This is a genomic window from Dehalococcoidia bacterium (genome assembly GCA_041649635.1).
Classification (GTDB): domain Bacteria; phylum Chloroflexota; class Dehalococcoidia; order E44-bin15; family E44-bin15; genus JAYEHL01.
Genome location: JBAZMV010000001.1, coordinates 626,311 through 648,877 on the forward strand (window position 1 = coordinate 626,311; position 22,567 = coordinate 648,877).

Sequence of the window (22,567 nt, forward strand, 5' to 3'; positions counted from 1 at the left end):
CCTTTATTTTAAAGAACCACCCATACTTTTCTTCAGGGCTCTAAACTGACTTTTTGTACTGCCGTCGATAAGCTTATCGCCGACCTTGATGACCAGGCCGCCGATTATCTCAGGTGAAACGCCGGTGCTGACAAGAACCTTGGTTCCTATGATCTCGCCGAGCCGGCGCGCCAGTTTCTCCTCGTCATCCGACGACAGCGACACCGCAGCTGTAACATCAGCGTGGGCGATACCCTTTTTCTCATCTACCATCCGCCCGTATTCCTGAGCGATATCTGCAACGATATTCAAGCGTCCCCGGGAAACCAGCAGCAAGGCAAGGTTTATTACCTTTGGGTTAGCGCCCTTGAGCACCTCGCGAATGACTTTAGCTTTATTGTCGAGGTGCACCTTGGGGTTCTCCAGGAACGCGGAAAGGAGGGGATCCTTCAACGCTTGAGCTAATTTCTCCAGATCCCCCCGCCAATTATCCAATTCATTGCGCTCCAGAGCAATCTGGAACGCAGCACGAGCATGCCTTCTGGCCGCAGCACTAGCCATTATTATCCATCCCCTTTAGATGCCTGTTCCAGCACTTCCTCGATAAGGCGACGATGCTTCTCTTTATCCATAGTCTCTTTAACAACCTTTTCAGCTGCCTTGATAGTCAAATCGACGAACTCACGCCTGACCTCATCAATTGCCTTGTCCCGTTCCATCTCGATCTCGGCGCGAGCCTTGGCTACAATGCCCTCAGCCTCTTTCTTGGCCTCTACTTTAGCCTCTTCTTTGAAGCGTTCGCCTATCTGGGCTGCCTGAGCTAATATATTCTGGCCTTCCTTACGCGCGTTGTCCAACTGCTCTTTAACCTGTTGTTCGGTATTAGCCAGCTGCTGCTTGATCTGATCCGCCTGCTCCATGCTTTCTCTGATCCTTTCGGAGCGCTGGTCAAGCATACGCCGCATCGGTTTATAAAGCACCGTAGAGAGCAAAAGAAACAGTGCTCCAAAAGTAATCAATTGCGCCAGCAAGACCGGCCAGTTAATGCCTATTTCGCCCATAACGACTCCTTAATCCGGTTGAAACCACAATATTGTCTAGGCGACGAAGACCAGCAGAATAGCTACGATAAGAGCATAGATCGCCACGGCTTCGGCGAAGGCGATAGCCAGGATCATGTTGGTCATGATCGGGCCGCGGGCCTCCGGGTTGCGTCCCAACGCCTGCATGGCTCCCATGCCAAGAATACCGATTCCTAAGCCCGGTCCTAATGCACCGGCGCCAATAGCCAGCGCCGCACCTATCATTCTCGCACTATCGAAGTCCATCTTTCATCCCCCTTTAAGTTCTTTGATCTTGCTTCCCTGATTCAAAATATCTTAATGCCCCGCATGCTCGGCTTGGGCCTCATGACCTTCATCATGCGAGGTGGTAGCCATGGTTACAAATACCAGCGTCAAGCCCGAGAATATCAGGGCCTGAACGAACCCGACGAAAAGCTCGAGACCGTAGAATATCGACGCCACGAGCCAAGGGATAAGGAACATCATGGAGCCAAGCAGGATCTCCCCTGCTGTCATATTGCCGAATAGACGAAAGGTGAAGCTGAGTATTCGTATCAGCTCACTCAACCCTTCCACAAAACCCACAAACGCCTCTATAAAGCCAGTCCCCAGCATTCCTAATCCGGCCTTCTTCCCGCGGAATATGAGACCGAAAGCCTTGAAAAGCGTGCCGAGGCTGACGAATTTCTTAAGATAACGCGGACCCAGATAACGGAGCCCCCAATACTCCACGAAGACGAAGGAGACAAGGGCTAAGGCGAGAGGAACGTTGACATCCGTATTGGCGCCGCGGAAGAGAGGAAGCAGCACCCTTGTCGTTTCCTCTCCCTCGTGGATGGTCTCCCAGAAGCCTATGCTGGTGAAACCTGGGATCAAGGCCAGCCACGCGTTGGCGAATACGAACAAAAAAATAGTGGCGAACATGGGAAAGAACTTGCGACCTTTCTCCTCGCCCGCCACGCTGTTAACGAAGTTGATCATGGTTTCCATGGCCGCTTCAACGATGTTCTGCAGGCCAGTGGGAACTATCTTCATCTTGCGGGTGGCGAAATACCCAACGAGTCCCAGAACGATCAAAGTGATCCACGCGGTGATCATGGTATTGGTGATGGGGAAACCTCCAACCGCTTCGCCGTGCTCCACCTCGCCGCCGATGGAGACTAAGGCTTCAGGGGGTAAGACTACATGAGGAGGGTCTGCAATTCTAAAAAGTACGGCGCCTATTCCTGCTACTATCAGAACGACTATTGCTATTACTGATATGCGGCCTTTTTTACCGATACGAGCCCAGAAATTTTTTATCGCTGACACGATCGTCCTTTATTTATTGTTGTCCTTACCCAGCCCCAGCGTTTCCCGCAGCATGCGATAGGTACCGTAGAAGGCTGTGAACAACCCCAACCCCAGACCTAGCAGCGTGAATAGAGGTCCTTTACCAAACTTCCCATCCAGCCACACCCCCAGCGCGACTCCACCTGCTATGCACACACCTATGTAAAATCCTATTCCGGTAACCCTAAGAGCCGCCGCCCAACGCTCCACAGTCAAAACCTCAAGTAGTATATCATACCACCCAACCCCATGCAATATTTACTCACAAAACAAGACTAGTTTACCTGACAGAATCTAATCAACAGAACTCTACTCCATCAGAGTCATCATCCGTTGAGAACAGCTTAACGAAATCACCGTCAAAATCCTCCAGAAAATCACGGAGGCTGAGAACATCGGCCGATTCTATGGTCTCAATCTCATGCAATCTGGTCAGGTCATCGGCGGAGAAATCGCTTATCAGCTTGGCGGTCTGCCCTTTCTCCAGTATCGCCGTGACAAGGCCTTCGTTTTCACACACGGGACAGTAAACACTGAGGAACCATAGATCGCTGTGACGACCGAGGACCTGTACGTTATCTCCCTCGTACAGCGCGCCGCAGACACTGCAGGTTACGGCGCTCATGATGTGCCTTATGAAATGCTCATGCATCGCTTAATAACTCGAATACTGGATCAGGATTTCTCAAGATCGTCAAGATTTAAAGTGTCGATGATATCCTTGAACGGTGCCAGCTTCCGCAACTCGTCCTCGCTCAGGTCGGCCGCCTCCTGGCCTTCTTTAGCCGAAAGCACAATGCCGGCGGTATCCAGCACTGCGTCATCGACAAAAATAGGTACTTCAACCCTGACGGCCAGGGCGATGGCGTCACTGGGTCGGGCGTCTATCTGTATGCTTTTGCCGTCGACCACGAGGTTGATGTTAGCGAAGAATGTATCGTTGCGCAGAGCGGTCACAATAATCGATTCAACCCTTGATCCCAGGCAATCGATTACGGAGCGCAGCAGGTCGTGGGTCAGCGGACGCGGCATCTCGCCACCCTGTATTCCTATCATTATGGACTCGGCCTCCGATATGCCGATCCAGATGGGAAGATGTCTGTCCCCGTCTTTTTCCTTTAATATCACCACGCGCTGGGTGCTCATCAAGCCCATGCGAATGCTGGCAACTTGCATCTCGATCATTGAGAGCCTCCCGTACAGGCCATACAGCCTACGCTAATTTTAACCTTGCCCCCCATCCGTGTCAATGTGAAAACGCCTGAGCTGACGAAGCCGACGAACCTAATCGTTCAACTTCCTGACTCGAACAAATCAGCTTTGATCGAGTAACCTCCCCACCTCCTCCACGCTTAGCTCCCGTACACAACCCTCCCCCAACTCCCCCAGCGCGACGCTCCCCTCCCGTACGCGCTTCAGCGCTATCACGCGATAGCCCAGCGAGGCGAACATGCGCCGCACCTGCCGCTTGCGTCCTTCATGGAGCGTTATGCTGTAATTGAACGGCGGCGTGGATTTGATCGATCTCACCACAGCCCCACGCGTCATGCCGTCCTCAAGTTCGATACCTTTCTCCAATGCACGCACCTCGTGCGGTTTCAGAATCGCGCCGATCTGCAGCAGATACTCTTTTTCTTTTTCGAACTTGGGATGGGTAAGGCGATAAGTGAACTCGCCGTCGTTGGTCATCAGAAGCAAACCTGTGCTGTCCTTATCCAGGCGTCCCACCGGGTGCAGTCCGAGACGGCGATACTTCACGGGAAGAATGTCGATAACGGTTTTACGTCCGCGCTCATCGCGCACGGTCGAGAGGACACCGGCAGGCTTGTTAAGCATCAAGTAAATAAGTTGCCTCGATTTTATGTCAACTTTTTGTCCATCGACCGTTATTCGATCGTTATCGATATCGACCGCATGCCGCAGGTCGGATACGACGGCGCCGTTTACCCGCACCGAGCCCCGCATAATGGCATCGGCCATGCGCCGGCGGGGACCGGCGCCCGCCTCGGTCAGGGCTTTGAGTAACGATATAGAGGATGTTTCTTTCATTTACAGATTATCTCCGAGATTGCTTCCAGTATATACCCTGCGCATCGGCTCAGCCATATATTTTAATCAACCCCCTGCTATATTCCGGTCATAGTGTAGGGGGCATTACCCCTAAGGCAGTATGTGCCGTTGTGCGATATCGGCATTATGTAGGAGCGCGGTTTTCGCGCCTTTATTCGGGCAGGAAGACCCTGCCCTTACTCTTATACAACCATATTTGATTAATGACCGATTTCCTGCTACAATCTCACAATACAAAGTTGCTTAAGTTCCGGTAAGACGGTATCATTATTGAGCAGATTTTGTTAAGGAAGGGTATCGGCGATGAGAAAGTTTTTTGTCAAAGTACTGATGCAGGTCATGTTCAAAACCCTGCCACTAATCAAGTACTATCCTTTCAAATGGTTTTCCCCGGTTATAAATAAATCGGTTAACTGGTACATGCAGAAGCGGTTCCCGGTACCAAAGCAAACGACACAGCCGGCAGCCCCGGCTCAGCCGGCAACGCAGACCCCACCCGCCGCAGAAGAGCCCAAGGCTTAGAACAATCCGTCAACGCCCTTCGATTGTCGAAGCCCAACCGGCGCGGTTCCCCACCTGCAATCACTCTCGACTAACACATCACTTCAACTCTCCTCTGTTGCCCCATGCCCGCTTAATACATTATTATTAATAAGGGAATTGTTAGCGGAAGATACATTCACATCCGTCATTGCGAGGAGTCCTTCCATATACCGCAATATCATGGAATGACGACGTGGCAATCTCATTGTCAGCACAACTGTAAATAGCTAGAGATTGCTTCGTCCTTCCACATAGTTTGACCCGTGGAAGGGCTCGCAATGACAAATGATATGGCAGCGCCGTCAGGAGGAAATATCTTGGTTAAAAGCAATAACGGATTCGATAAGTTCAGCGGGTCTGCGGACTACGTGACGTCCGAGCCGCTGAGGAATGTGGTGAACGTGTCCATCGCGCTGGGCAAGCCGCTGCTCATCAGGGGCGAGCCGGGCACGGGCAAGACGCTGCTGGCCCACAGCATCGCCAAGGGGCTGGGCAAGCGCCTCATCACGTGGAACATCAAGTCGACGACGAAGGCCCAGGAGGGGTTATACGTCTACGACACGGTGCAGCGCCTCAACGACAGCCGCTTCGGCGACAAGGATGTGTCCAACATCAAGCAGTACATAAAGCTGGGCAAGCTGGGGCAGTCGTTCGCCGCAAAGGAGCAGGTGGTGCTGCTCATCGACGAGGTGGACAAGGCCGATGTGGAATTTCCTAACGACCTGCTGAACGAGCTCGACGAGATGAGTTTCTACATACCGGAGACGGAGGAGACGGTAAAGGCCGTTCACCGCCCGATAACGGTGATAACCAGCAATGCGGAGAAGGAGTTGCCGGATGCATTCCTGCGCCGCTGCATCTTCCACTACATAGAGTTCCCCGAACCGACTCTGATGGAGCAGATAGTAAAAGTGCATTTCCCCGATCTTAAGGGCAAGCTGCTGGGCGAGGCCATGAAGACCTTCTACATGCTGCGCGAGATCGAGGATTTCAGGAAGAAGCCCTCCACCAGCGAGCTCATCGACTGGATACGCGTGCTCATCGCGGCCGGCGTGCCGCTCGATGACATCTCTAACGAGATACCGTTCATCGGCACGCTGCTCAAGAAGGAGACCGACTTCTACTACTTCACCAAGAGGTACATGACCAGGGTCGGCGAAAAGTACATGATGCGGAAGCGCTAGCCATGTTCACCTACTTTTTCTATCTCCTCAAGAGCAAGAAGATCCCCGTCTCCATGACCGAGTGGATGACCTTCATGCAGGCGCTCGATAAGGGCTGCGTGAAGACTCTGGACGATTTCTATTTCCTCTCGCGGGCGATACTGGTTAAAAGCGAGACCCACTTCGACGATTTCGACGTGGCCTTTCAGGAGTTCGCGCAGGGCATCGAGAACGCGCAGGACATATCGCAGCAGATATGGGACTGGCTGAACGACCCGCTGAACCGCCCGCTCTACGACGAGCTGCAGAAACAGATGTGCGAGCAGTACGACTTCGACGAGCTGATGAAGGAGCTGCAGAAGCGCCTGGAGGAACAGACGGAGCAGCACGACGGCGGCAGCCACTGGATCGGGCGCGGCGGCACCTCCCCCTTCGGCCACTCCGGCTACCACCCCAACGGCATCCGCATCGGCGGCGAGTCGCGCGGCAGGCACGCAGTGCAGATAGCTGCGGAGCGGCGTTTCAGGAACTACCGCAGCGACATCACGCTGGACACGCGCCAGATGAAGATAGCACTGAAGCGCCTGCGCCAGCTGACGCGCACCGGCCCCGAGGACGAGCTGAACCTGGACAAGACCATCGACGCCACGGCGAAAAATTACGGCGAGATCGAACTCATCTGGCAGCGCGCGCGCAAGAACACGGTCAAGGTGCTGCTGCTCATGGACGTAGGCGGCTCCATGGACCCGTTCTCACTGCTCTGCAGCCAGCTCTTCTCCGCGGCACACTCCAGCTCGCACTTCAGGGATTTCCAGTACTACTACTTCCACAACTGCATCTACGATAACGTTTACGACAACATCGAGAGGTACGAGGCGGTGAGCACCAACCACCTGCTGAACACGCTGACCCCCGACTACAAATTGATAATCGTGGGCGACGCCCGCATGGCGCCGTGGGAGCTCTCTGAGAGAAACGGCGCGATAAACTACTACGAGCACAACGACGTCCCCGGTATCAACTGGCTCCAGCGCATCGCGGACCATTTCACCCATGCAGTGTGGCTGAACCCGGACAGCCCGCAGTACTGGGACAACTACACCGTAGAGATGATCGCCAGGGTATTCCCCATGTTCCCCCTGACGCTGGACGGCCTGGGCATGGCCGTGCAGAAGCTGGTGGTGAAACGGTAGGGGCGAGGTCATCTCGCCCACATGACGATGGAACGCAACCGCAAATCCGTCCGCATCAAAGATTACGATTATTCCCATGCGGGTGCGTATTTCGTGACCATTTGCACACAGAACAGGGAGTGTTTATTCGGCGATATAGCGGATGGGGAGATGGTATTGAACGACGCGGGGAAGATCGTCAACGAAGAATGGTTGAGAACAGCGAAATTACGGTTATGGGAGAATGTCGAAATCGATACGTATGCAATCATGCCGAACCACATACATGGCATTATCGTTATCAATCATGGTAGGGGCGTATTGCAATACGCCTTTGTAAATCTGGCTTGGCGGCTGAATTAACAGTTGCGCCAAGCCAACCTTTATATTTAATTCTTACTTCAACTTAAAACTACTGGAAGCTCTGTACCGTAAATCCAGGTTCTCCATTTATAGTAGTCGGATTATAGGCATAACCATATATGTGTGACGGACTTCCCATGATCATACGATACAAGTTCCAGTCGTTAAAATACGGGAACGAGTAGCTTGATCCGGTTGTGACTCTGAACTGACAACCCCAGAAGCTGGTTGAACCCCAAGGATTACATATCGGTAAACCTTCCTCAGATTCGTAGATATAATCTGCATTAGCATGTGTGCTCAACAAATTGGAGTGAGTCAATTGCCTCGTAGTGTATGTTCCTTGAGTAACATCTATCCAAGTGTAATATCCAGTGCCTGAGGTACAGTCGTTGACTGAGACATAAATTGTGTCACCCGGATATATATTAAAGTATCTTATCCAACGAGGTGCTATGTTGCCAACACTAGCAAAACAGTAGAATAGGCAATAATTCGACTGCCATCCAGTTTGTTTGTATAGGTTCGTGCTACAAGCAAAACCAGCTTGATCCATAAAGACGATATAATTATCATCTAACCCAACCCAGAAGCAGGCAGCTCCATCATTAGTAGGAACATTATATGGGACCTGGATGTAACTCCATACTATTCCTGGATAAGTAACTGGTTGTTGACCACCAACAAGGTTCAAAGATGGACTGGCACGAAATCCAGTCCACCTGGGTTTACTATAACTATTAGTAATCGTTCCAAAACCAACGCTTGGGTCGTTACCAATTACATCAGCACCTTTGACATATGTCTTGGCATGAGACATCACGTTATTCCATTCCCTTAAATCGGCGGGATTTGTTGGTCTTGGCGGAAGGCCATATTTTGCAAGATCTGCATCAGAAGCTGTTAGAGGAATAAACCCATCTGGTGGCTGTGGTAAATCTACAACAGTTCCCAGTGGTACAGTCATAGGAGAAGCAGCGGACACAGGCAGTGAAACTGCAAGAGATGCTATTAGCATAGCCACAACCGGAAGTAACCAAAAGACCTTCTTCATTTTTTCGCCCTCCTTTTTGTTTTAACACTTACATTTCTACTGATTTGTGCTAAAGTCCATTTGACTATAAAAATATCGATAAATTTTGCAAAATTCGCACGTGGATTCAGTACATGCCGCACTCATATTCTGTTGCTCGTTACCACCACCGATTCCACCGCCAAAATCTGCTAAGGTCAAATGCTCTGGTAATACCTCAAAGGTAGCGCTAATATTGACTCTGACCACTTGATAGGTGCTCTTATCTATCCACACAGTAAGCGGACTACCGGTACATGAGATATTGTAAATGTCCTTCTGTCTGGCAATTGTATCAGTATGAAACCATGTGACATGTAAATCACCGAATGGTTGCGGTTGCTCCTGCGAATAAACCCAGTTGATCAAGTCTTCCTTAGATGGAACCATATTTATGGTGTAGCATTCGATATCATCGATAGTTTCATCGGCTAGAAAAATAACTTGTGTGCCATTTTCAATCAAGTGGATCGCCTGAGGATATTGATCACTGGGTACCCACCTATCATACGAACCATTTAAAGTAATGACTGGACTTCCATCGATTTGCCAGTCACCCTCGCTCTGAGTTGCAGACCACTCTCCATTGGCAGCAGTCAAATTGAATACTGTGGCAATAAAACCACTTGGATAGCTCTCATTAACCGTGATTTCTTTTGTACCACTGCTACCGGTAATTTCTGTACTATTCAACAGTATTACAGTACTATCATTAACATCTCCCATATTGTGACATAAGAGAAGCCCATCTACATATTTCACACATATACTCATATGACACAAAGAAATGTTAGCCATAGCAGATACGGATTTTGATATGATTTCCTGAGCAACAGGATTAGAGGTAAGGGTAGGAGTAGGTGTAGGTGTAAGTTGAGATGTAGAGCCATTGCTACATCCAGAGATAATCACAGCCATTAACAATATTGGGATTAATAACCTTTTCATTTTTACCTTTTTTCAAACATACCCTATTGTGTCAATTTTATATAGATAGGTGTCAACATACTATACCAATAAAAGGTGTTTGTCAAGCTGACTTGCCCCTAGTAGCTGTACCACTTACAGAGTTAATGTGACGAGCATCTTAGCTTCAGGCACTGGATGTAAAACTAATTACCCCGCTTATCAAGGTATGTGGCTATAATCATTGTTAATCATGAATTCGCCGCAGATTCATTCGTGAAAAAACACTTCGGTGCCCCCAAGGAGATATTGAAACTTGAAGCACTACCAACCTCGTACGGACACGGCGCGCCGTGCACCTATCTACTTGCTTCCCGCCGCATGCCTCGCCGCTATGTAACCGAAAACCATCGATATCCCGATAGTCGCCCCCGCCCCCGGATACGCGTTACCCGTCACCGCGTCGGCGCAGTTGCCCGCGGCGTACAGGCCGCTGATCGCAGAGCCGTCCGCGCGCAGGACGCGGGCACTGGCGTCCGTCCTCAGCCCGCCGTTGGTGCCGATATCGCCGGGCCATAATTCGACTGCATAGAACGGCGGCGTGTCTATTGCGCCCAGGCAGGGGTTGGGCTTAGCCGCCGGGTCGCCGAAGTAGCGGTCGGCCGGACTCTCCCCCTTGTGGAAATCGAGGTCACTGCCCTTAGCTGCAAATTCGTTAAATCGACGCAACTCAGCCGCTAGTCCCGTCGCGTCTATGCCGCATTTGCCGGCCAACTCCTCGATAGTATTGCCCACCTTAATATAGCCGTTCTCGATATATTTCTTGGGGGTGTAGCCCGGTATCATGGGGCTCAGGGGATACTTGCCGCGGAAGCGCTTGTCGACGATTAAATAAGCCGGTATGGAGCATCCCGTCTTGGCATGATCGGCGTACTGCGCCTTTACGATATCGGTGAACGGGCCAGCCTCGTTGGTAAAGCGCTTGCCCTTCTTGTTCACGATCATGGAGCCGGGAAGCGAGCGCTCCACCAGTATCATCATGGGCAGCGGGGCTCCGGGTACAAGCGACGTCGGTATCCACCACGCCTCCTCCATTGCTCCCAGGGCCGCCCCTGCTTCGATACCCATGCCCACGGCGTCTCCCGCATTCTCCGGGCAGGCCACCGTCCATTTATCGCTTATAGGTTTTCGACTGTATTTATCCCTCATCGCTGCGTTACGCGGATAACCGCCGGAGGCGATGATAACACCCTTGTCGGCCTTTATCGTTATCGACTTCCCTTCCCTCTCTGCTTCGACCCCGACGACGCGGCCGCCATCGACGATGAGCCGTTTAGCTGCGGTATTCAGCCACAGCGGCACTTCGCGCTCAGCCAGCGACAGGCGCAGGCGGCCGATGGCCGCGTTGCCCATGTTCAGGCGTGTATCGGTCTTGGAGAAAGTGCGCATCGGGTTCAGCGCATACAGGGCGATATTCTTAAATGCCGCTTTGCGCCCGCGCATCGACGTGTCCAGCAGGACATGGGCGTCGTACAGGCTGACCATGATGCGCCCGAAGACCAGCACCTGCGGGTGCAGGCCGCGTATCTGCGCCCGAAGTTTACCGAGCTTCCAGCCGTTGAAGGGCACCGGCTCTATGGTGCGGCCGCCCTGAGACTTGGCCCCCGCGGCGTCGGCATAGAAATCGGAGCTGCCGTGCACCACGCGGTAGCGCGCCCGGCTGTGCTCCTCCAGCCATTTAACGACCTCCGGCGCGTTTTCGACGTAGGCGCGCATACGATCCTCGGGGACTTTGCCGCCCGTTATCGCCTTGAGGTAAGCCAGTCCCTCATCCGACGAATCGCTCAACCCTTCCTGCTTCATCAGGTGATTGTTCGGCACCCACATTGCGCCCCCGGACATGGCCGTCGAGCCACCGTAAACGGAGCCTTTCTCTATTATGAGAGCTTTGCTGCCCAGATGGCTGGCAGCGAGGGCCGCGACCATGCCGCCGCCGCCCGAGCCGATAACCAGGATATCAGTCGTATATTCCCATGCCTGCGCCATAGCGGCCTCCCTTGCGAGCGTCGTTCCCGAATAGCGTAAAGGGGCATACAACGTTTGTCAATTCCGAGGGATGAAAACAGTAGGGGCAATTCATGAATTGCCCCTACATATCAATCTCAATAAAAACGACGGTTATCCCAGCCCGTAAACCACCTCGTTGGCCTCACGGATGGCCTTGTCGATGAGGCCCAGTCCGGAGACGTCGCCCACGGTGAACGAAGCGGGCACAAAACCCTTGCATGCCTCGTACAGCTCGGTCTTGGGATCGATGGTGCCGGCGATGATCACCGTATCGGCCCGGATCATGTGCTCCGCATCGCCGTACTCCGGCTTGAACCACACGCCTTCCTTCGTTATTCTGGTGACCTCACAATTCGTATGCATGGTGACGCCCACATCTCGCAGGCGCTCGATGTGCTCGGCGCGCCGCTTATCCCCGACCTCGGGCGCCAGCACCTCGGGCGAATCGATGACCGCCACGGTGCGCCCGCGCTGAGCGATGAACTCGGCGGACTCGATAGCCGCCAGGTCCGCGCCCACGACCACGACTCTGTTGCCGATGAGCGGCAGCCAGGACTGCGTCATGTTCTGGATGCGCTGCGGTGTAATCATCTTCTGCATGAGCCCGCCGCCGACCCCGAGCCCGACCTTCATCCAGGCCGGTATCTTCCCGGCGCCGTCCTTGGGCACTTCGCCGTACATCATCTTGTGCAGCATGGGCCCGGTGATGACATGAGGCAGGTCACTGCCCTCGATCTGCGGCGTGACCACTTTGCCGCCGCTGGCATCGATAAGGACATCGGGCTGCTCGCGCTTGACCATATCCGGCGTCACCTCGACGCCTAGCTTTATGTCAATAGGGAGCTTCTTGATCTGTACCATGAGATAATCGAGAAGAGTCTCGTTATCGGGATGCACCGTGCAGGCGGTGACCAGCGCCCCACCCAGCCTCTTGTGCCTGTCGTAGAGCGTAACCTTGTGCCCGCGCGCGGCTGCCACACGGGCCGCCTCCATGCCGCCGGGACCCGCGCCCACGATCGTTATCTTCTTAGGATTAGCCGTCTTGCCGTCGATGGGCCACTCCTCCTCCTTGCCCATGCGCGCGTTGACAGCGCAGTGCACGTCCTCCAGCTTCATCAGCGAGTCCACGCAGGTGAGACAGCGCACGCAGTGGCGGATATCGTCGAGCCTGTCCTCCATTATCTTCTTCGTCAATTCCGGATCGGCCAGGAACGGCCGCCCCATAACAACGGCGTCGCACCACCCTGCCTGCAACAATTGCTCGGCATAAACAGGGTCGTGTATGCAGCCCACCGGCATCACAGGCACGGAGACGACCTCCTTTATGGCGTGCGCCGCCGGCGCGTTGAAGCCGCACTTATAGTTGGCACCTGCTATGATCTGATCGACGAGGGAGGAGATAACGCCGCCGGAGACGTGGAAGCAATCCACGCCCGCGGCCTCGATCATCGGGGCGATGCGCTGAGTGTCCGTCATATCGCGTCCGTTGGCGCCGCCGATGTTCTCATCGCCGGAGATGCGCACCGTCATCGGGAAGTCCCTGCCGACGACCTCCCTGATGCGCTTGATGGTATCCAGCGACAGCTTCAGCCGCCCCTCCATGGTATGGCCGACATAAGGCCCCTCCTCGCGCTTGTTGCGCAGCGGCGAAAGGAAGGAACCGAGCAAACAATAGTTATGCGCCATATGCACTTCGATGCCGTCGTATCCGGCTTCGCGCGCCCGACGCGCCGCCTGGGCGAACATCTCGATAAGCGCGGGAAGCTCGTCGTCCGCCAGCTCGCGGCAGACCTGCTGCGTGGACTCGGAGCGGTTCACCGAGGGCCCGATGCAGGGGTGGCCCTCAAGGAAGGGAGCCAGCGACTCGGGGCCGGGGTGCGTGAGCTGGGGGATTATCTTGGCGCCGTACTGGTGCACGGCATCGGTGAGCCGCTTGTGCTTCTCTATCTGGAAATCGCTGTGCAGGCCTACCGAAAGCGGCTGGTACCTGTGCAGCGGATCCACGGAGTTCATTTCGGTGACGATAAGGCCGACGCCATTTTTCGCACGTTCGGCCCAGTAATTTATCTGCCTGTCCGACGGCGTCTCGTCCGGGTTGGCCCAGACCAGCGTCATCGGCGACATGACCAGGCGGTTCTTTATCTCTATAGAGCCGAACTTCCAAGGCGACATCAGCATGCTTAGCTTCGGTCCGCCGCTTACCTTCTTCACCTCCGGCGAAGCCGTCACGCTTTGCACCTGTCGAGCGCCGCCGCCCTCTTTCGGAGCCCGGACCTCGGCCGTCTTGGCTTGCGGGGCCGCCGCAGCCTGTCCCTCGAAATCAGTGAAATCGGCTATCTTATTGCAGAACTCGACCGTCGGCTGGCTCGGCTTGTAAGCCTGCAAGGGAATGAGTTTCGCCATTTTGCCGGAGAGCTTGATATGGCGCTTGATGTAGCCGCGCATGCCCACGGACCAGTCGTTGAGCACCAGTATCTTATAGGCATATTCGGCCGGCATGGACATGTCCACATCGCCGCCCTCGACGAAGCCCTTCTGGATGATGCCCCTGTTCATGGCCATCCTGACCTCTCCCCTGGAAGTCCGTACGGTGAGATTCACCGTAACGCTGGTCAGGGAGTCCGGCATCTGCAGGTCGCCGGCGCTCTTGTACATCTCGGTAACTTTACTGAACCACTCATCCGACAGAAACTCAACCATTTTCATTCCTCCTTAAGCCATTGACTAAGAGCCATCGCCTGAGAAATAATGTAGCATCGACAATAAGTGAGCGACACGACCGCTATATTTTCTACGGTCGACGCTGTATAGTCAAGGGGCCCAAAGCGTTCAAAATGCTAACCCTGAGGGGAGGGCGAAGTCGGCTCGACGCTATAACCGCAAGGGCGAGGTGCCCTCGCCCCTACTTAGCAAAAGGGAAGTCCAGAGGGAGCACCCTCTGGCGGGGGTTTGGGGGTGTCCCCCAATTCTCTTTAAGTCCCCCAACGTATAGGGAACTACCAGGGGGTTCGGATATTGTTTCCCCCTTCCAGGGGGATATTAGGGGGATTGATCCCCTTTCATTAACAATAATTTGAGGAGGAAGTGCATGGACAAGGATAAGATAATCGCGCTGGTTAACGCATCGCCGGACCTGGTGGGCAAGCACGACCGCGAGGGCTGGCTCAATCTTTTTTCAACTAACGCAATCGTGCAGGACCCGGTGGGCGCAGGACCCAACCGCAAAGGTAAGGACATGCGCAAGGGAAAGGACGCCCTGGGCCGCTTCTACGACATCTTCATCGGGCCCAACACCATAAAGTTCGATGTGCACCAGGACATCGTCGTCGGCGACGAGATGATGCGCGAGGTCTCGATAAACACCACCCTGCCCAACAGTGCCATCACCATAGTGCACTGTTTCCTCCTCTATAAAGTAGTCGAGGAGGGCGGCCAGCTCAAGATAGAGAGCCTGCGCGCGCACTGGAACTTCGGCAAGAACGCTATATCGCTTATGACGAAAAACGGGCTCAAAGGCATGACCGGCTCCGCAATGCAGTTCTATACCATGATCAAGGTGCAGGGACTGAAGCGAATCATTGAGTACCTGGGCGCCATGTACAAGGGCATACTCGGTAAGGGTATCAAATCAGCCAACGCCTTCGCCGCCGCCGTCAATGCTAAAGACGAGGCCGCCTTCACAAAGATGTTCGACTCCGGTGCGACGATCGAATTCCCTGTGGGCAGCAAGGCCATACCAGCGAGCGATTTCCTCAAGGGGGCTGGCAAGGACGTGAAGCTGGAGATCAAGAACCTGCGCTCGGGAGGTTGGTTCACCTCGGGGTCGGTCGACGTGACCGCGGGGGGCAGCTCGAAGCACGGGGCGGTGTTCTTTGAGTTCAGCCCAAAGACCAAGAAGATTATCAGCGCGCGGTTCTTCTGGAATTAGTGAAATATTCTCTAGCCGATAAAATTTCAGGGGTACGGCGTGCCGTACCCCTACCTATTTTCACAGGATAAATATTCTGATAACAGCTTATCTATAAACGTCCATGTTCGACAGGCGTGTCTCGCCGAGGCCTTCGTAAATCCTCTCCCTGGCAGCGACGTAATCCGAGAAGGCCACCTTCTGCGCGGCGGGCTGCCTGACCCACTTATCGGTGAGCCAGTTAGTGATAGCCCTCGAAGTTGAAAATATCTCCTCAGGGTTGATCAACAGAACCTGATCCTCGTTGGTGGAGACGAGGTTTTCGTAATGTCTGCTGAAATCAGCGTCATCGGTAATGATGCCCACACCGGCGCATAGAGCCTCCAGGGCCAGGTTGGATACCGGCGAATGGGGTTCCGGTTTCTTGAGGACAAACAACGCATCGAGACCGCTCAGGAAGGACGGCATCTGCCACGGCGCCATGAACCCGGGCCAGTTGAACTCCCTTATCGTGTTCCTGCCCAGCAATTTCTGTATCTCCTCCAGTCCGAGGCCCTGGTGCACCAGCGTGCAGTTGAAGTCATCGACAAGGTTGTGCATAAGGTCGCAAATATGCTGCATACCCTTGCGGTCCCAGTAGTAGTTGACCTTGCCCGCGGCGGCGATGTGCTTTCTATCTCCGCCGGTGTAAGGAAGAACGAAGGATTCGGCATCGACAACGTACGGATTCAGCACATGGGTATTGCCGTTGAGCGGCCTGAATACGCCGGCATAACGTTCGTCCGTCACCACGGCATCGGCGCACTTGATCGCCCCCTGCAGAAGTGCTTTAAATAGACCTTTCTTAAAGAATTCCTCCATATCCGATACGCCGTGGCGCGCCACATGTTTCACTCCGGTAATGCGCTGAGCTACGTGACCGACCATGCCGTAAGGCGCGAGGTATCCCGTATCGAGTATTTCGATATTATGCTTCGCTATTACATCGAGAGTCAGATCCAGGAGCGCCAGGGGCTGTTCATCGTATTCCGGTATGTGCCAGGGGATTTCTTGCTCGGAGCGATGTATGAATAAGTTCGGCAGTTTCTCGGCAGGCTCGCTCTCGTTCATTATCTGATAGGAGCCGGACGCCTCCCACGCGTCGGCGATTATATGGACATCATGCCCCCTCTTAGCCAACCCTCGCGCCATCCAGTAGGTCGCAGACGCGCTGCCGCCTTCGATGGGGTAATACTTTCCGAGGAACGCGATTCTCTTAGACATCCGGAATCAATTCTTTTCAGCCGTAACGCCCCGCGCGGGTCAACCCATAAATATCTGCACGATATAAATGCATCCGTTCTTGATAACGCAGCCTATTCCCGTGCTGGTGTAAACCGGATTGAGGATATTCCTTTTGTGCCCTTCCGACCTCATCCATCCGTCGAATATGTTTTTGATGACGCGCCTGTTGTAGACCTTGCTCGGATACTTGCAACAGTTCTCCCCCACATACGAGTTGCCCACCATCTTATTTATGAAACGCGCCCTCCTCTTGAAACCGAAATGGGTTATGGTTTTCCTCTCGGCCATGTAGTTAACGTGGCGCCAGGCGATCTTATCCAGCAGTTCCATCCTGTACAAAGGATGTACGTTGTTCTCGCCACGCCTGTCGTTGATCTCTTCTATCACAAGCCTCTTGGGATTCACCAGTGTATCAAGCAGCAGCATTTCTTCTTCTCTTACATTCTATAAAACATTAGAACAGGATAATACATGCCGGGGGTTTTGAAAAGACTTACCCGCCGACATATCGACATATATGGTTAGAATCGATAATCATATGTTGGACAGATTTGTGTAGTCGCCTTTCTCCGGGCTTGTTGCTGGCCTGGCGGAATTAAGCCTGGCCCTATCTTCCACGGCCCTGGCAATATCTATGCCGAGGGCATCCGCGAAAATCAGGCAGCATATGAATAAATCGGCCAGATCGCCCTCCAGCTTCGCCCTATTCTCCGCGTCAACATCCGTCCCGCCCTGCTCGCCTTCCGAAACACGCTGAAATTGCTCCAGCAGTTCCGAGGCCTCCTCCGCTATAGCGACGGCCACATCCCCGGGGTTGCGATACCTGTCCCATTCCCTGTTACTCACGAACGACTTCACCATATCCCTTATATCCGACATGGCAGCGCTTTCATCTGATATGCTGCCGAAGGTGTCGCTGGAACCGCTGCTAGCGCAGCTTTTGCAGGGCTGCTGCGCCAATTCGCTGAACCGGCGTTCTATCTCATCTCTCGAAACGCGGCCGAATATGCCCGATTCAAACGAATGCCACTCAATATGACCGCATGTGTGAACGATGGAACGATTCAGCATTGTTCTCCCTCCTTTATCCCACCATGAACGATCCGATTCCCACGGCGATGAGGCTGCCCTCCTCGTTCTTTAGCTCCATCCGTTCCACCAGCACCTTCTTTCCCTCACGCAGGATGGAGCCGGTCACGGTAAACTCCTTGCCTTTGCCTGGCCGTAGATAATCGACCCGCAGATCGATGGTGCGGATGACGCTCATCCTCTTGAGCTGTTCCTCCAGCGGATGGTCTTTGATATCTTTTATGCGATGCCATGAAGCCACCGCCCCACCGATGATATCCAGCATGCAGGAGATAACCCCGCCGTATAGTATCCCCAGCCCGGGATGCCCGCAGAGATCGTCGCGCATGGGAAACCGGATGCGAACGCTGTCGTCCTCCGTGGGCTCAACGGTCATGCCCATTAGCTCATGAAAGGGATGATACCTCGTCAGCAGCGCCATGCCGCCTTTCATCTCCTGGCTCTTCTCATTGTCGAAAATAGGCAGTTTGTCGTCTTTCATTCTTTCGTTCCTCGATAGATTTTCCGACGCTTATTATACCAATTAGGGCGAATGATTATTCGCTCCTACACGTACGGGCACGGCGCGCCGTGCCCCTATCTAACAGCTATCCCCGCCGCGTGCCGCGCAGCTATCCACCCGAAGACCATCGACGGGCCTATCGTAGCGCCGGCGCCGCCGTAAGAGCGGCCCATGACGGAGGCGGCGCAGTTGCCCGTGGCGTACAGGCCGGCGACAGGAGAGCCGTCCTCGCGCAACACGCGGGCGAGCTCATCGGTGACCATGCCGCCCTTGGTGCCCAGATCGCCGGGCCATATCTCCACCGCATAGAACGGCGGCGTGTCTATGGGCCCAAAGCATCGGTTCAATTGCGAAGCCGGGTCTCCGTAGTATACATCGACCGAACTCTCTCCGCGGTGGAAATCGTCGTCTCGCCCGGTGACGGCGTAGCGGTTGCATTTAGATATTTCATCCGCCAGCCCCGCCGCGTCGATGCCACACTTACCAGCAAGCCCCTCGATTGTATCTGCAACCTTAAGATAGCCGTTTTCGATATATCTCTTCGGCGTTACGAACGGCAGCATGGGACTCAGCGGATACTTCCTGCGGTAGCGCGCGTCGACGATCATATACGCCGGGATAGCGCCGCCGGTCTCAGCGTGATTTTTCAGTTGATCGTTGCTCACATCGATATACGGGCCGGCCTCGTTGGTAAAGCGCCTTCCCCTATTATTGACGATGATTGAGCGCGGCAGCGAGCGCTCCGGTATTATCATCTGCGCCATCTCGTCCCCCGGCACCAGCGTTGTCGGCATCCACCAGGAGTCATCCATCAAATCGAGTGCTGCGCCAGCCTCAAGCCCCAGCTGAATTGCGTCGCCGCTATCGTCAAACGAGGCCACCGTCCATCGGTCCGATACGGGAGGCTTCTGATACTTCTCGCGCATAGCTTTATTACGGGCGAAACCGCCCGCTGCCAGTATCACGCCTTTTTTTACTTTGATAAGTATCGAACGTCCTTCCTTTTCCGCCTCGACGCCGCTGACGCGGCCGTTCTCGATACGCAGATGCTTCGCCGATGTGTTCAGCCACAAAGGAACCTTTCTATCCACGAGCGAAATGCGCAGGCGGCCGATGGTGGCGTTGCCCAGCGTCAGGCGCGTATCGGACGGCGTAATGAACCGCGCCGGGTTGACGAAATACGGTGCGAATATAGAGGCCGTCACCATGCGTCCCTTGAGCGAGGTGTCCATCATGCGGTGGGCATCATAGGCCGTGGCCATGATGCGGCCCATCAGCCGCGCCTGGGGATGCAGCGGGCGCATCAGTTTACGCTCCGCGCCCAGCTTCCACGCGCTGAAGGGAACGGGCTCTATGGTGCGTCCGCCTTCCCATTTAGCGCCGGCGACATCGGGGTAGTAGTCCGAGTAGCCGGGGACGACTTGAAAACGTACGCGGCTGTTCTCTTCCAGATATCGCACCATCTCGGCGCCATTCTCGACGTAGGCGCGCAGCCGCTGATCCGACACCACCCCTTTAGTGATCGACTTGAGATAGGCCAGCCCCTCGTCGGCCGAGTCTCTGACGCCGGCGCGCGGCATCAGATGATTGTTGGGAATCCAGATGGCCCCGCCGGACATGGCCGTGGAGCCGCCGTAGACCGGGCTTTTCTCGATTACGATGGCGCTGAGACCGGCATCGACCGCGGCCAGCGCCGCCGTCATCCCTCCCCCACCGGACCCGACCACCAGCACGTCTACCAGATACTCCTGCGCCTGTGCCATATCGAGCCTCCCGTTTCGTCATCCAAATGTAGGGGCGATCCTTGTGATCGCCCTATCTCGAAATCGAATTATGGGATTAAAGAGGATTATTTTTTAAATCGACCTAATACTTGAACAAATCCATGCTCAGGTAGCGCTCGCCGCGGTCGGGAAGAACAGTGACTACCTTCTCGTACTTCTTGGACATTTTCAGCGCCACGTCGACGTTGGCCCCGGCGCTGATGCCCACGAGGAGCCCGTACTTGCGGCACAGTTTTCGCGCCATATCAACGGCCTCCTTACTGCCTATGGTGACCGCCTTATCGACTTTGCTCATATCGACGATCTTGGGGATAAAGCCGTCGCCGATGCCCTGTATCTTATGCTCCTCGATTCGCACATCGCTGCCGCCGAACATCACCGATGCCTCCTCCGGTTCCACTGCGATGACCTTGACATCGGGATTGGCCTTGCGCATCACGTTCGATATGCCCATGAGCGTGCCGCCCGTGCCCACGCCCGCCACGACCGCATCGACAGGCCCTATCTGGTCCAGTATCTCCCTGCCGGTCTTCTCCTGCGCCTTCACGTTGGCCGGGTTCGAGAACTGGCGCGCGATAAAATGCTTCGGCCGTTTGGCGATCTCCTCCGCGCGCTGAATGGCCTCATGCAGGCTGCCGGCCTTGGAGGTCAGCACCAGCTCGGCCCCGAAGGCATGCATCATCTGCTTGCGCTCCTCGCTCATGTTCTCCGGCATGACCACGATCATATTGTAGCCCTTGGCCATGGCCACCATGGCCAGCGATATGCCGGTGTTGCCGCTGGAGGCCTCTACGATGGTGTATCCCTTCTTGAGCTCGCCCCTGCGCTCGGCGTCCTCGACTATACCGAGGGCGACCCGGTCCTTGATGCTGCCGCTGGGGTTCACGCTCTCCAGCTTGGCGTAGATATTCTCTATCTTCACGATAGGCGTATTACCGATGGCGTCCAGCACGCCGAAACTATTCTTTTTCATTTACCCCTTCTCCATTATGTCAATAAACTGCGGCTGATTATTTACTATCGACACTGCCGCGCGATACGACTTCTTTCACTCGCCTCTCGAACTCGGGTCGCTCCATCATCACGCGGCGGCCGCACTTTTCGCACTTGATGCCGATGTCGACGCCCGTCCGCACCACCAGCCATCGGTCCCCGCCGCACGGGTGCGCCTTGCTGAAGCGAACCACATCCCCAATATTTACCTCCACCGCTAGCCGCCCTTCAGACAGCGATTGATCTCATCGCGCATCTTCATGGCCTCAACGCGCGCCGCCTCGGCGAAATCCTTACCCTTTGACGCGAATATTATGCCGCGCGAGGAGTTGATTATAGCTTTCTCTTTATTTGCGTCGACGCCGTTGCGCGCCGCAGCAGCCAGGTCTCCGCCCTGTTTGCCCACACCCGGTATCAGTATCGGCATGTCGGGACATATGTTGCGTACACGTTTGATATCATCGGGATACGTTGCGCCGACCACGAGGCCGATATTACCGTTCTTGTTCCATTCCAGAGCCTTGCGCGCTACGACCTCGTATAAAGGCTGCTGCCCGACATTCAATTCCTGCAGGTCGGATGAGCCCGGGTTGGAGGTGCGGCATAGAACGAATATGCCTTTATCTTCGTATTCGAGGAACGGCTCAATCGAATCGCCACCGAGGTACGGGCTGACCGTCACCGCATCGAAACCGTATCCTTCGAACAGGGCCCTGGCGTAAGCCTTGGCCGTATTGCCGATATCGCCGCGCTTGGCGTCTCCGATGACCGGCACCGTGTCCGGAATGCATCCGACCGTTGCCGCTAGAGCCCTGAGTCCCTCGACGCCCATAGCCTCATAGAATGCGAGATTGGGCTTATAGGCGCAGACGAGGTCGTAAGTAGCTTCGACGATAGCCTCGTTAAATTCCAGCACGCTGATACCCTCAGGCATCAGCTCCGGGTCCGGGTCCAGCCCTATGCATAGCAGGCTCTCGTTGCTTCTGGCCGAATTCAGCAGTTTATCAATGAAATTCATGGTATCTCTGCGATGATAACTCCCCGCCAGTTTGGCGTCAAGCACTGAACCTTTCTGTCATTGCGAGTCATTCTCTATCTTGAATCTTTGAGCAATCTCCTTTTACTAAATGCTATACAAACGACGAGATTGCCACGTCGGCTTCGCCTCCTCGCAATGACGGATGAACCGGTAGGGGCGCTCCTTCCCTGGAAGGACCTGCCCCTACGCCAGCGACCAACGTATGGGGGACTAACAGGGGATTCGAAAATGAGTTGAC

The 22,567-nt window shown here is 54.6% G+C and carries 25 protein-coding genes; 5 read left to right on the forward strand and 20 right to left on the reverse strand.

Features of this window, described 5'->3' with window-relative positions:
* Window positions 1–3: 3 nt before the first annotated feature.
* The 8 genes from atpH to WC562_03140 all read right to left on the reverse strand — a co-directional run bounded on the left by atpH (window position 4) and on the right by WC562_03140 (window position 4,424).
* Entirely contained in the window at window positions 4–540 is a 537-nt protein-coding gene (atpH, locus tag WC562_03105; protein MFA5055147.1) for an ATP synthase F1 subunit delta, read from the reverse strand.
* Between the two features lie 2 nt (window positions 541–542).
* Complete coding sequence (gene atpF, locus WC562_03110) at window positions 543–1,040, reverse strand: F0F1 ATP synthase subunit B (protein MFA5055148.1); 498 nt, start codon at window positions 1,038–1,040, stop codon at window positions 543–545.
* 36 nt (window positions 1,041–1,076) lie between these two features.
* Window positions 1,077–1,307: a hypothetical protein gene (locus tag WC562_03115; GenBank protein ID MFA5055149.1), complete on the reverse strand. Its 231-nt coding sequence runs from the start codon at window positions 1,305–1,307 to the stop codon at window positions 1,077–1,079.
* Between the two features lie 51 nt (window positions 1,308–1,358).
* Entirely contained in the window at window positions 1,359–2,354 is a 996-nt protein-coding gene (locus WC562_03120; protein ID MFA5055150.1) for a F0F1 ATP synthase subunit A, read from the reverse strand.
* A 9-nt stretch (window positions 2,355–2,363) separates the two neighbouring features.
* Complete coding sequence (locus WC562_03125; protein MFA5055151.1) at window positions 2,364–2,585, reverse strand: AtpZ/AtpI family protein; 222 nt, start codon at window positions 2,583–2,585, stop codon at window positions 2,364–2,366.
* 88 nt (window positions 2,586–2,673) lie between these two features.
* A complete protein-coding gene (locus tag WC562_03130) occupies window positions 2,674–3,000 on the reverse strand; it encodes a hypothetical protein (GenBank protein MFA5055152.1) in 327 nt (108 codons plus the stop codon).
* Between the two features lie 50 nt (window positions 3,001–3,050).
* Entirely contained in the window at window positions 3,051–3,560 is a 510-nt protein-coding gene (locus WC562_03135; GenBank protein MFA5055153.1) for a bifunctional nuclease family protein, read from the reverse strand.
* A gap of 129 nt (window positions 3,561–3,689) precedes the next feature.
* The gene (locus WC562_03140; GenBank protein MFA5055154.1) at window positions 3,690–4,424 is read right to left on the reverse strand and encodes a pseudouridine synthase; all 735 of its coding nucleotides are present in this window, start codon (window positions 4,422–4,424) and stop codon (window positions 3,690–3,692) included.
* A gap of 324 nt (window positions 4,425–4,748) precedes the next feature.
* Here WC562_03140 and WC562_03145 point away from each other — a divergent pair, with 324 nt between their 5' ends.
* From WC562_03145 to WC562_03160, 4 genes are all read left to right on the forward strand, one after another.
* The gene (locus WC562_03145; GenBank protein MFA5055155.1) at window positions 4,749–4,967 is read left to right on the forward strand and encodes a hypothetical protein; all 219 of its coding nucleotides are present in this window, start codon (window positions 4,749–4,751) and stop codon (window positions 4,965–4,967) included.
* A gap of 338 nt (window positions 4,968–5,305) precedes the next feature.
* Window positions 5,306–6,172: a MoxR family ATPase gene (locus tag WC562_03150; GenBank protein ID MFA5055156.1), complete on the forward strand. Its 867-nt coding sequence runs from the start codon at window positions 5,306–5,308 to the stop codon at window positions 6,170–6,172.
* Window positions 6,173–6,174: 2 nt separating this feature from the next.
* The gene (locus WC562_03155; GenBank protein ID MFA5055157.1) at window positions 6,175–7,344 is read left to right on the forward strand and encodes a VWA domain-containing protein; all 1,170 of its coding nucleotides are present in this window, start codon (window positions 6,175–6,177) and stop codon (window positions 7,342–7,344) included.
* A gap of 21 nt (window positions 7,345–7,365) precedes the next feature.
* Complete coding sequence (locus WC562_03160) at window positions 7,366–7,686, forward strand: hypothetical protein (protein ID MFA5055158.1); 321 nt, start codon at window positions 7,366–7,368, stop codon at window positions 7,684–7,686.
* A 49-nt stretch (window positions 7,687–7,735) separates the two neighbouring features.
* Here WC562_03160 and WC562_03165 read toward each other — a convergent pair whose 3' ends face one another.
* The 4 genes from WC562_03165 to WC562_03180 form a co-directional block, all read right to left on the reverse strand.
* The gene (locus WC562_03165) at window positions 7,736–8,740 is read right to left on the reverse strand and encodes a G1 family glutamic endopeptidase (protein ID MFA5055159.1); all 1,005 of its coding nucleotides are present in this window, start codon (window positions 8,738–8,740) and stop codon (window positions 7,736–7,738) included.
* A gap of 36 nt (window positions 8,741–8,776) precedes the next feature.
* A complete protein-coding gene (locus WC562_03170) occupies window positions 8,777–9,706 on the reverse strand; it encodes a hypothetical protein (protein ID MFA5055160.1) in 930 nt (309 codons plus the stop codon).
* A 321-nt stretch (window positions 9,707–10,027) separates the two neighbouring features.
* A complete protein-coding gene (locus WC562_03175; protein ID MFA5055161.1) occupies window positions 10,028–11,710 on the reverse strand; it encodes an FAD-binding protein in 1,683 nt (560 codons plus the stop codon).
* Between the two features lie 132 nt (window positions 11,711–11,842).
* The gene (locus WC562_03180; protein ID MFA5055162.1) at window positions 11,843–14,431 is read right to left on the reverse strand and encodes an FAD-dependent oxidoreductase; all 2,589 of its coding nucleotides are present in this window, start codon (window positions 14,429–14,431) and stop codon (window positions 11,843–11,845) included.
* A 388-nt stretch (window positions 14,432–14,819) separates the two neighbouring features.
* Between WC562_03180 and WC562_03185 the strand changes: the two genes are divergently transcribed.
* Entirely contained in the window at window positions 14,820–15,659 is an 840-nt protein-coding gene (locus WC562_03185; protein MFA5055163.1) for a hypothetical protein, read from the forward strand.
* A gap of 87 nt (window positions 15,660–15,746) precedes the next feature.
* Here WC562_03185 and WC562_03190 read toward each other — a convergent pair whose 3' ends face one another.
* From WC562_03190 to pyrF, 8 genes are all read right to left on the reverse strand, one after another.
* Window positions 15,747–16,901 (reverse strand): glycosyltransferase, encoded by a 1,155-nt coding sequence (locus tag WC562_03190; protein MFA5055164.1) that lies wholly within the window; start codon window positions 16,899–16,901, stop codon window positions 15,747–15,749.
* A gap of 39 nt (window positions 16,902–16,940) precedes the next feature.
* Complete coding sequence (locus WC562_03195) at window positions 16,941–17,348, reverse strand: CAP domain-containing protein (protein ID MFA5055165.1); 408 nt, start codon at window positions 17,346–17,348, stop codon at window positions 16,941–16,943.
* 108 nt (window positions 17,349–17,456) lie between these two features.
* Window positions 17,457–17,993 carry a hypothetical protein gene (locus WC562_03200; GenBank protein ID MFA5055166.1) on the reverse strand — a complete coding sequence of 179 codons (537 nt, stop codon included), beginning with the start codon at window positions 17,991–17,993 and terminating at the stop codon, window positions 17,457–17,459.
* A 13-nt stretch (window positions 17,994–18,006) separates the two neighbouring features.
* Window positions 18,007–18,492 carry a thioesterase family protein gene (locus tag WC562_03205; GenBank protein MFA5055167.1) on the reverse strand — a complete coding sequence of 162 codons (486 nt, stop codon included), beginning with the start codon at window positions 18,490–18,492 and terminating at the stop codon, window positions 18,007–18,009.
* 95 nt (window positions 18,493–18,587) lie between these two features.
* A complete protein-coding gene (locus tag WC562_03210) occupies window positions 18,588–20,276 on the reverse strand; it encodes an FAD-dependent oxidoreductase (protein ID MFA5055168.1) in 1,689 nt (562 codons plus the stop codon).
* Window positions 20,277–20,379: 103 nt separating this feature from the next.
* Window positions 20,380–21,270 (reverse strand): cysteine synthase family protein, encoded by an 891-nt coding sequence (locus WC562_03215; GenBank protein ID MFA5055169.1) that lies wholly within the window; start codon window positions 21,268–21,270, stop codon window positions 20,380–20,382.
* A gap of 37 nt (window positions 21,271–21,307) precedes the next feature.
* Window positions 21,308–21,505 (reverse strand): DUF951 domain-containing protein, encoded by a 198-nt coding sequence (locus WC562_03220; protein ID MFA5055170.1) that lies wholly within the window; start codon window positions 21,503–21,505, stop codon window positions 21,308–21,310.
* A gap of 2 nt (window positions 21,506–21,507) precedes the next feature.
* Window positions 21,508–22,308 carry an orotidine-5'-phosphate decarboxylase gene (pyrF, locus tag WC562_03225; GenBank protein MFA5055171.1) on the reverse strand — a complete coding sequence of 267 codons (801 nt, stop codon included), beginning with the start codon at window positions 22,306–22,308 and terminating at the stop codon, window positions 21,508–21,510.
* Window positions 22,309–22,567: the final 259 nt, after the last annotated feature.

Coding starts and splice junctions, on each gene's coding strand:
- atpF (MFA5055148.1), bottom strand. CDS start 1,040: ATGGGCGAAATAGGCATTAACTGGCCGGTCTTGCTGGCGCAATTGATT.
- WC562_03130 (MFA5055152.1), bottom strand. CDS start 3,000: ATGAGCGCCGTAACCTGCAGTGTCTGCGGCGCGCTGTACGAGGGAGAT.
- WC562_03170 (MFA5055160.1), bottom strand. CDS start 9,706: ATGAAAAGGTTATTAATCCCAATATTGTTAATGGCTGTGATTATCTCT.
- WC562_03155 (MFA5055157.1), top strand. CDS start 6,175: ATGTTCACCTACTTTTTCTATCTCCTCAAGAGCAAGAAGATCCCCGTC.
- WC562_03135 (MFA5055153.1), bottom strand. CDS start 3,560: ATGATCGAGATGCAAGTTGCCAGCATTCGCATGGGCTTGATGAGCACC.
- WC562_03215 (MFA5055169.1), bottom strand. CDS start 21,270: ATGAAAAAGAATAGTTTCGGCGTGCTGGACGCCATCGGTAATACGCCT.
- WC562_03205 (MFA5055167.1), bottom strand. CDS start 18,492: ATGAAAGACGACAAACTGCCTATTTTCGACAATGAGAAGAGCCAGGAG.
- WC562_03210 (MFA5055168.1), bottom strand. CDS start 20,276: ATGGCACAGGCGCAGGAGTATCTGGTAGACGTGCTGGTGGTCGGGTCC.
- WC562_03195 (MFA5055165.1), bottom strand. CDS start 17,348: ATGCTGCTGCTTGATACACTGGTGAATCCCAAGAGGCTTGTGATAGAA.
- pyrF (MFA5055171.1), bottom strand. CDS start 22,308: ATGAATTTCATTGATAAACTGCTGAATTCGGCCAGAAGCAACGAGAGC.
- atpH (MFA5055147.1), bottom strand. CDS start 540: ATGGCTAGTGCTGCGGCCAGAAGGCATGCTCGTGCTGCGTTCCAGATT.
- WC562_03160 (MFA5055158.1), top strand. CDS start 7,366: ATGACGATGGAACGCAACCGCAAATCCGTCCGCATCAAAGATTACGAT.
- WC562_03165 (MFA5055159.1), bottom strand. CDS start 8,740: ATGAAGAAGGTCTTTTGGTTACTTCCGGTTGTGGCTATGCTAATAGCA.
- WC562_03185 (MFA5055163.1), top strand. CDS start 14,820: ATGGACAAGGATAAGATAATCGCGCTGGTTAACGCATCGCCGGACCTG.
- WC562_03175 (MFA5055161.1), bottom strand. CDS start 11,710: ATGGCGCAGGCATGGGAATATACGACTGATATCCTGGTTATCGGCTCG.
- WC562_03200 (MFA5055166.1), bottom strand. CDS start 17,993: ATGCTGAATCGTTCCATCGTTCACACATGCGGTCATATTGAGTGGCAT.
- WC562_03145 (MFA5055155.1), top strand. CDS start 4,749: ATGAGAAAGTTTTTTGTCAAAGTACTGATGCAGGTCATGTTCAAAACC.
- WC562_03140 (MFA5055154.1), bottom strand. CDS start 4,424: ATGAAAGAAACATCCTCTATATCGTTACTCAAAGCCCTGACCGAGGCG.
- WC562_03180 (MFA5055162.1), bottom strand. CDS start 14,431: ATGGTTGAGTTTCTGTCGGATGAGTGGTTCAGTAAAGTTACCGAGATG.
- WC562_03115 (MFA5055149.1), bottom strand. CDS start 1,307: ATGGACTTCGATAGTGCGAGAATGATAGGTGCGGCGCTGGCTATTGGC.
- WC562_03190 (MFA5055164.1), bottom strand. CDS start 16,901: ATGTCTAAGAGAATCGCGTTCCTCGGAAAGTATTACCCCATCGAAGGC.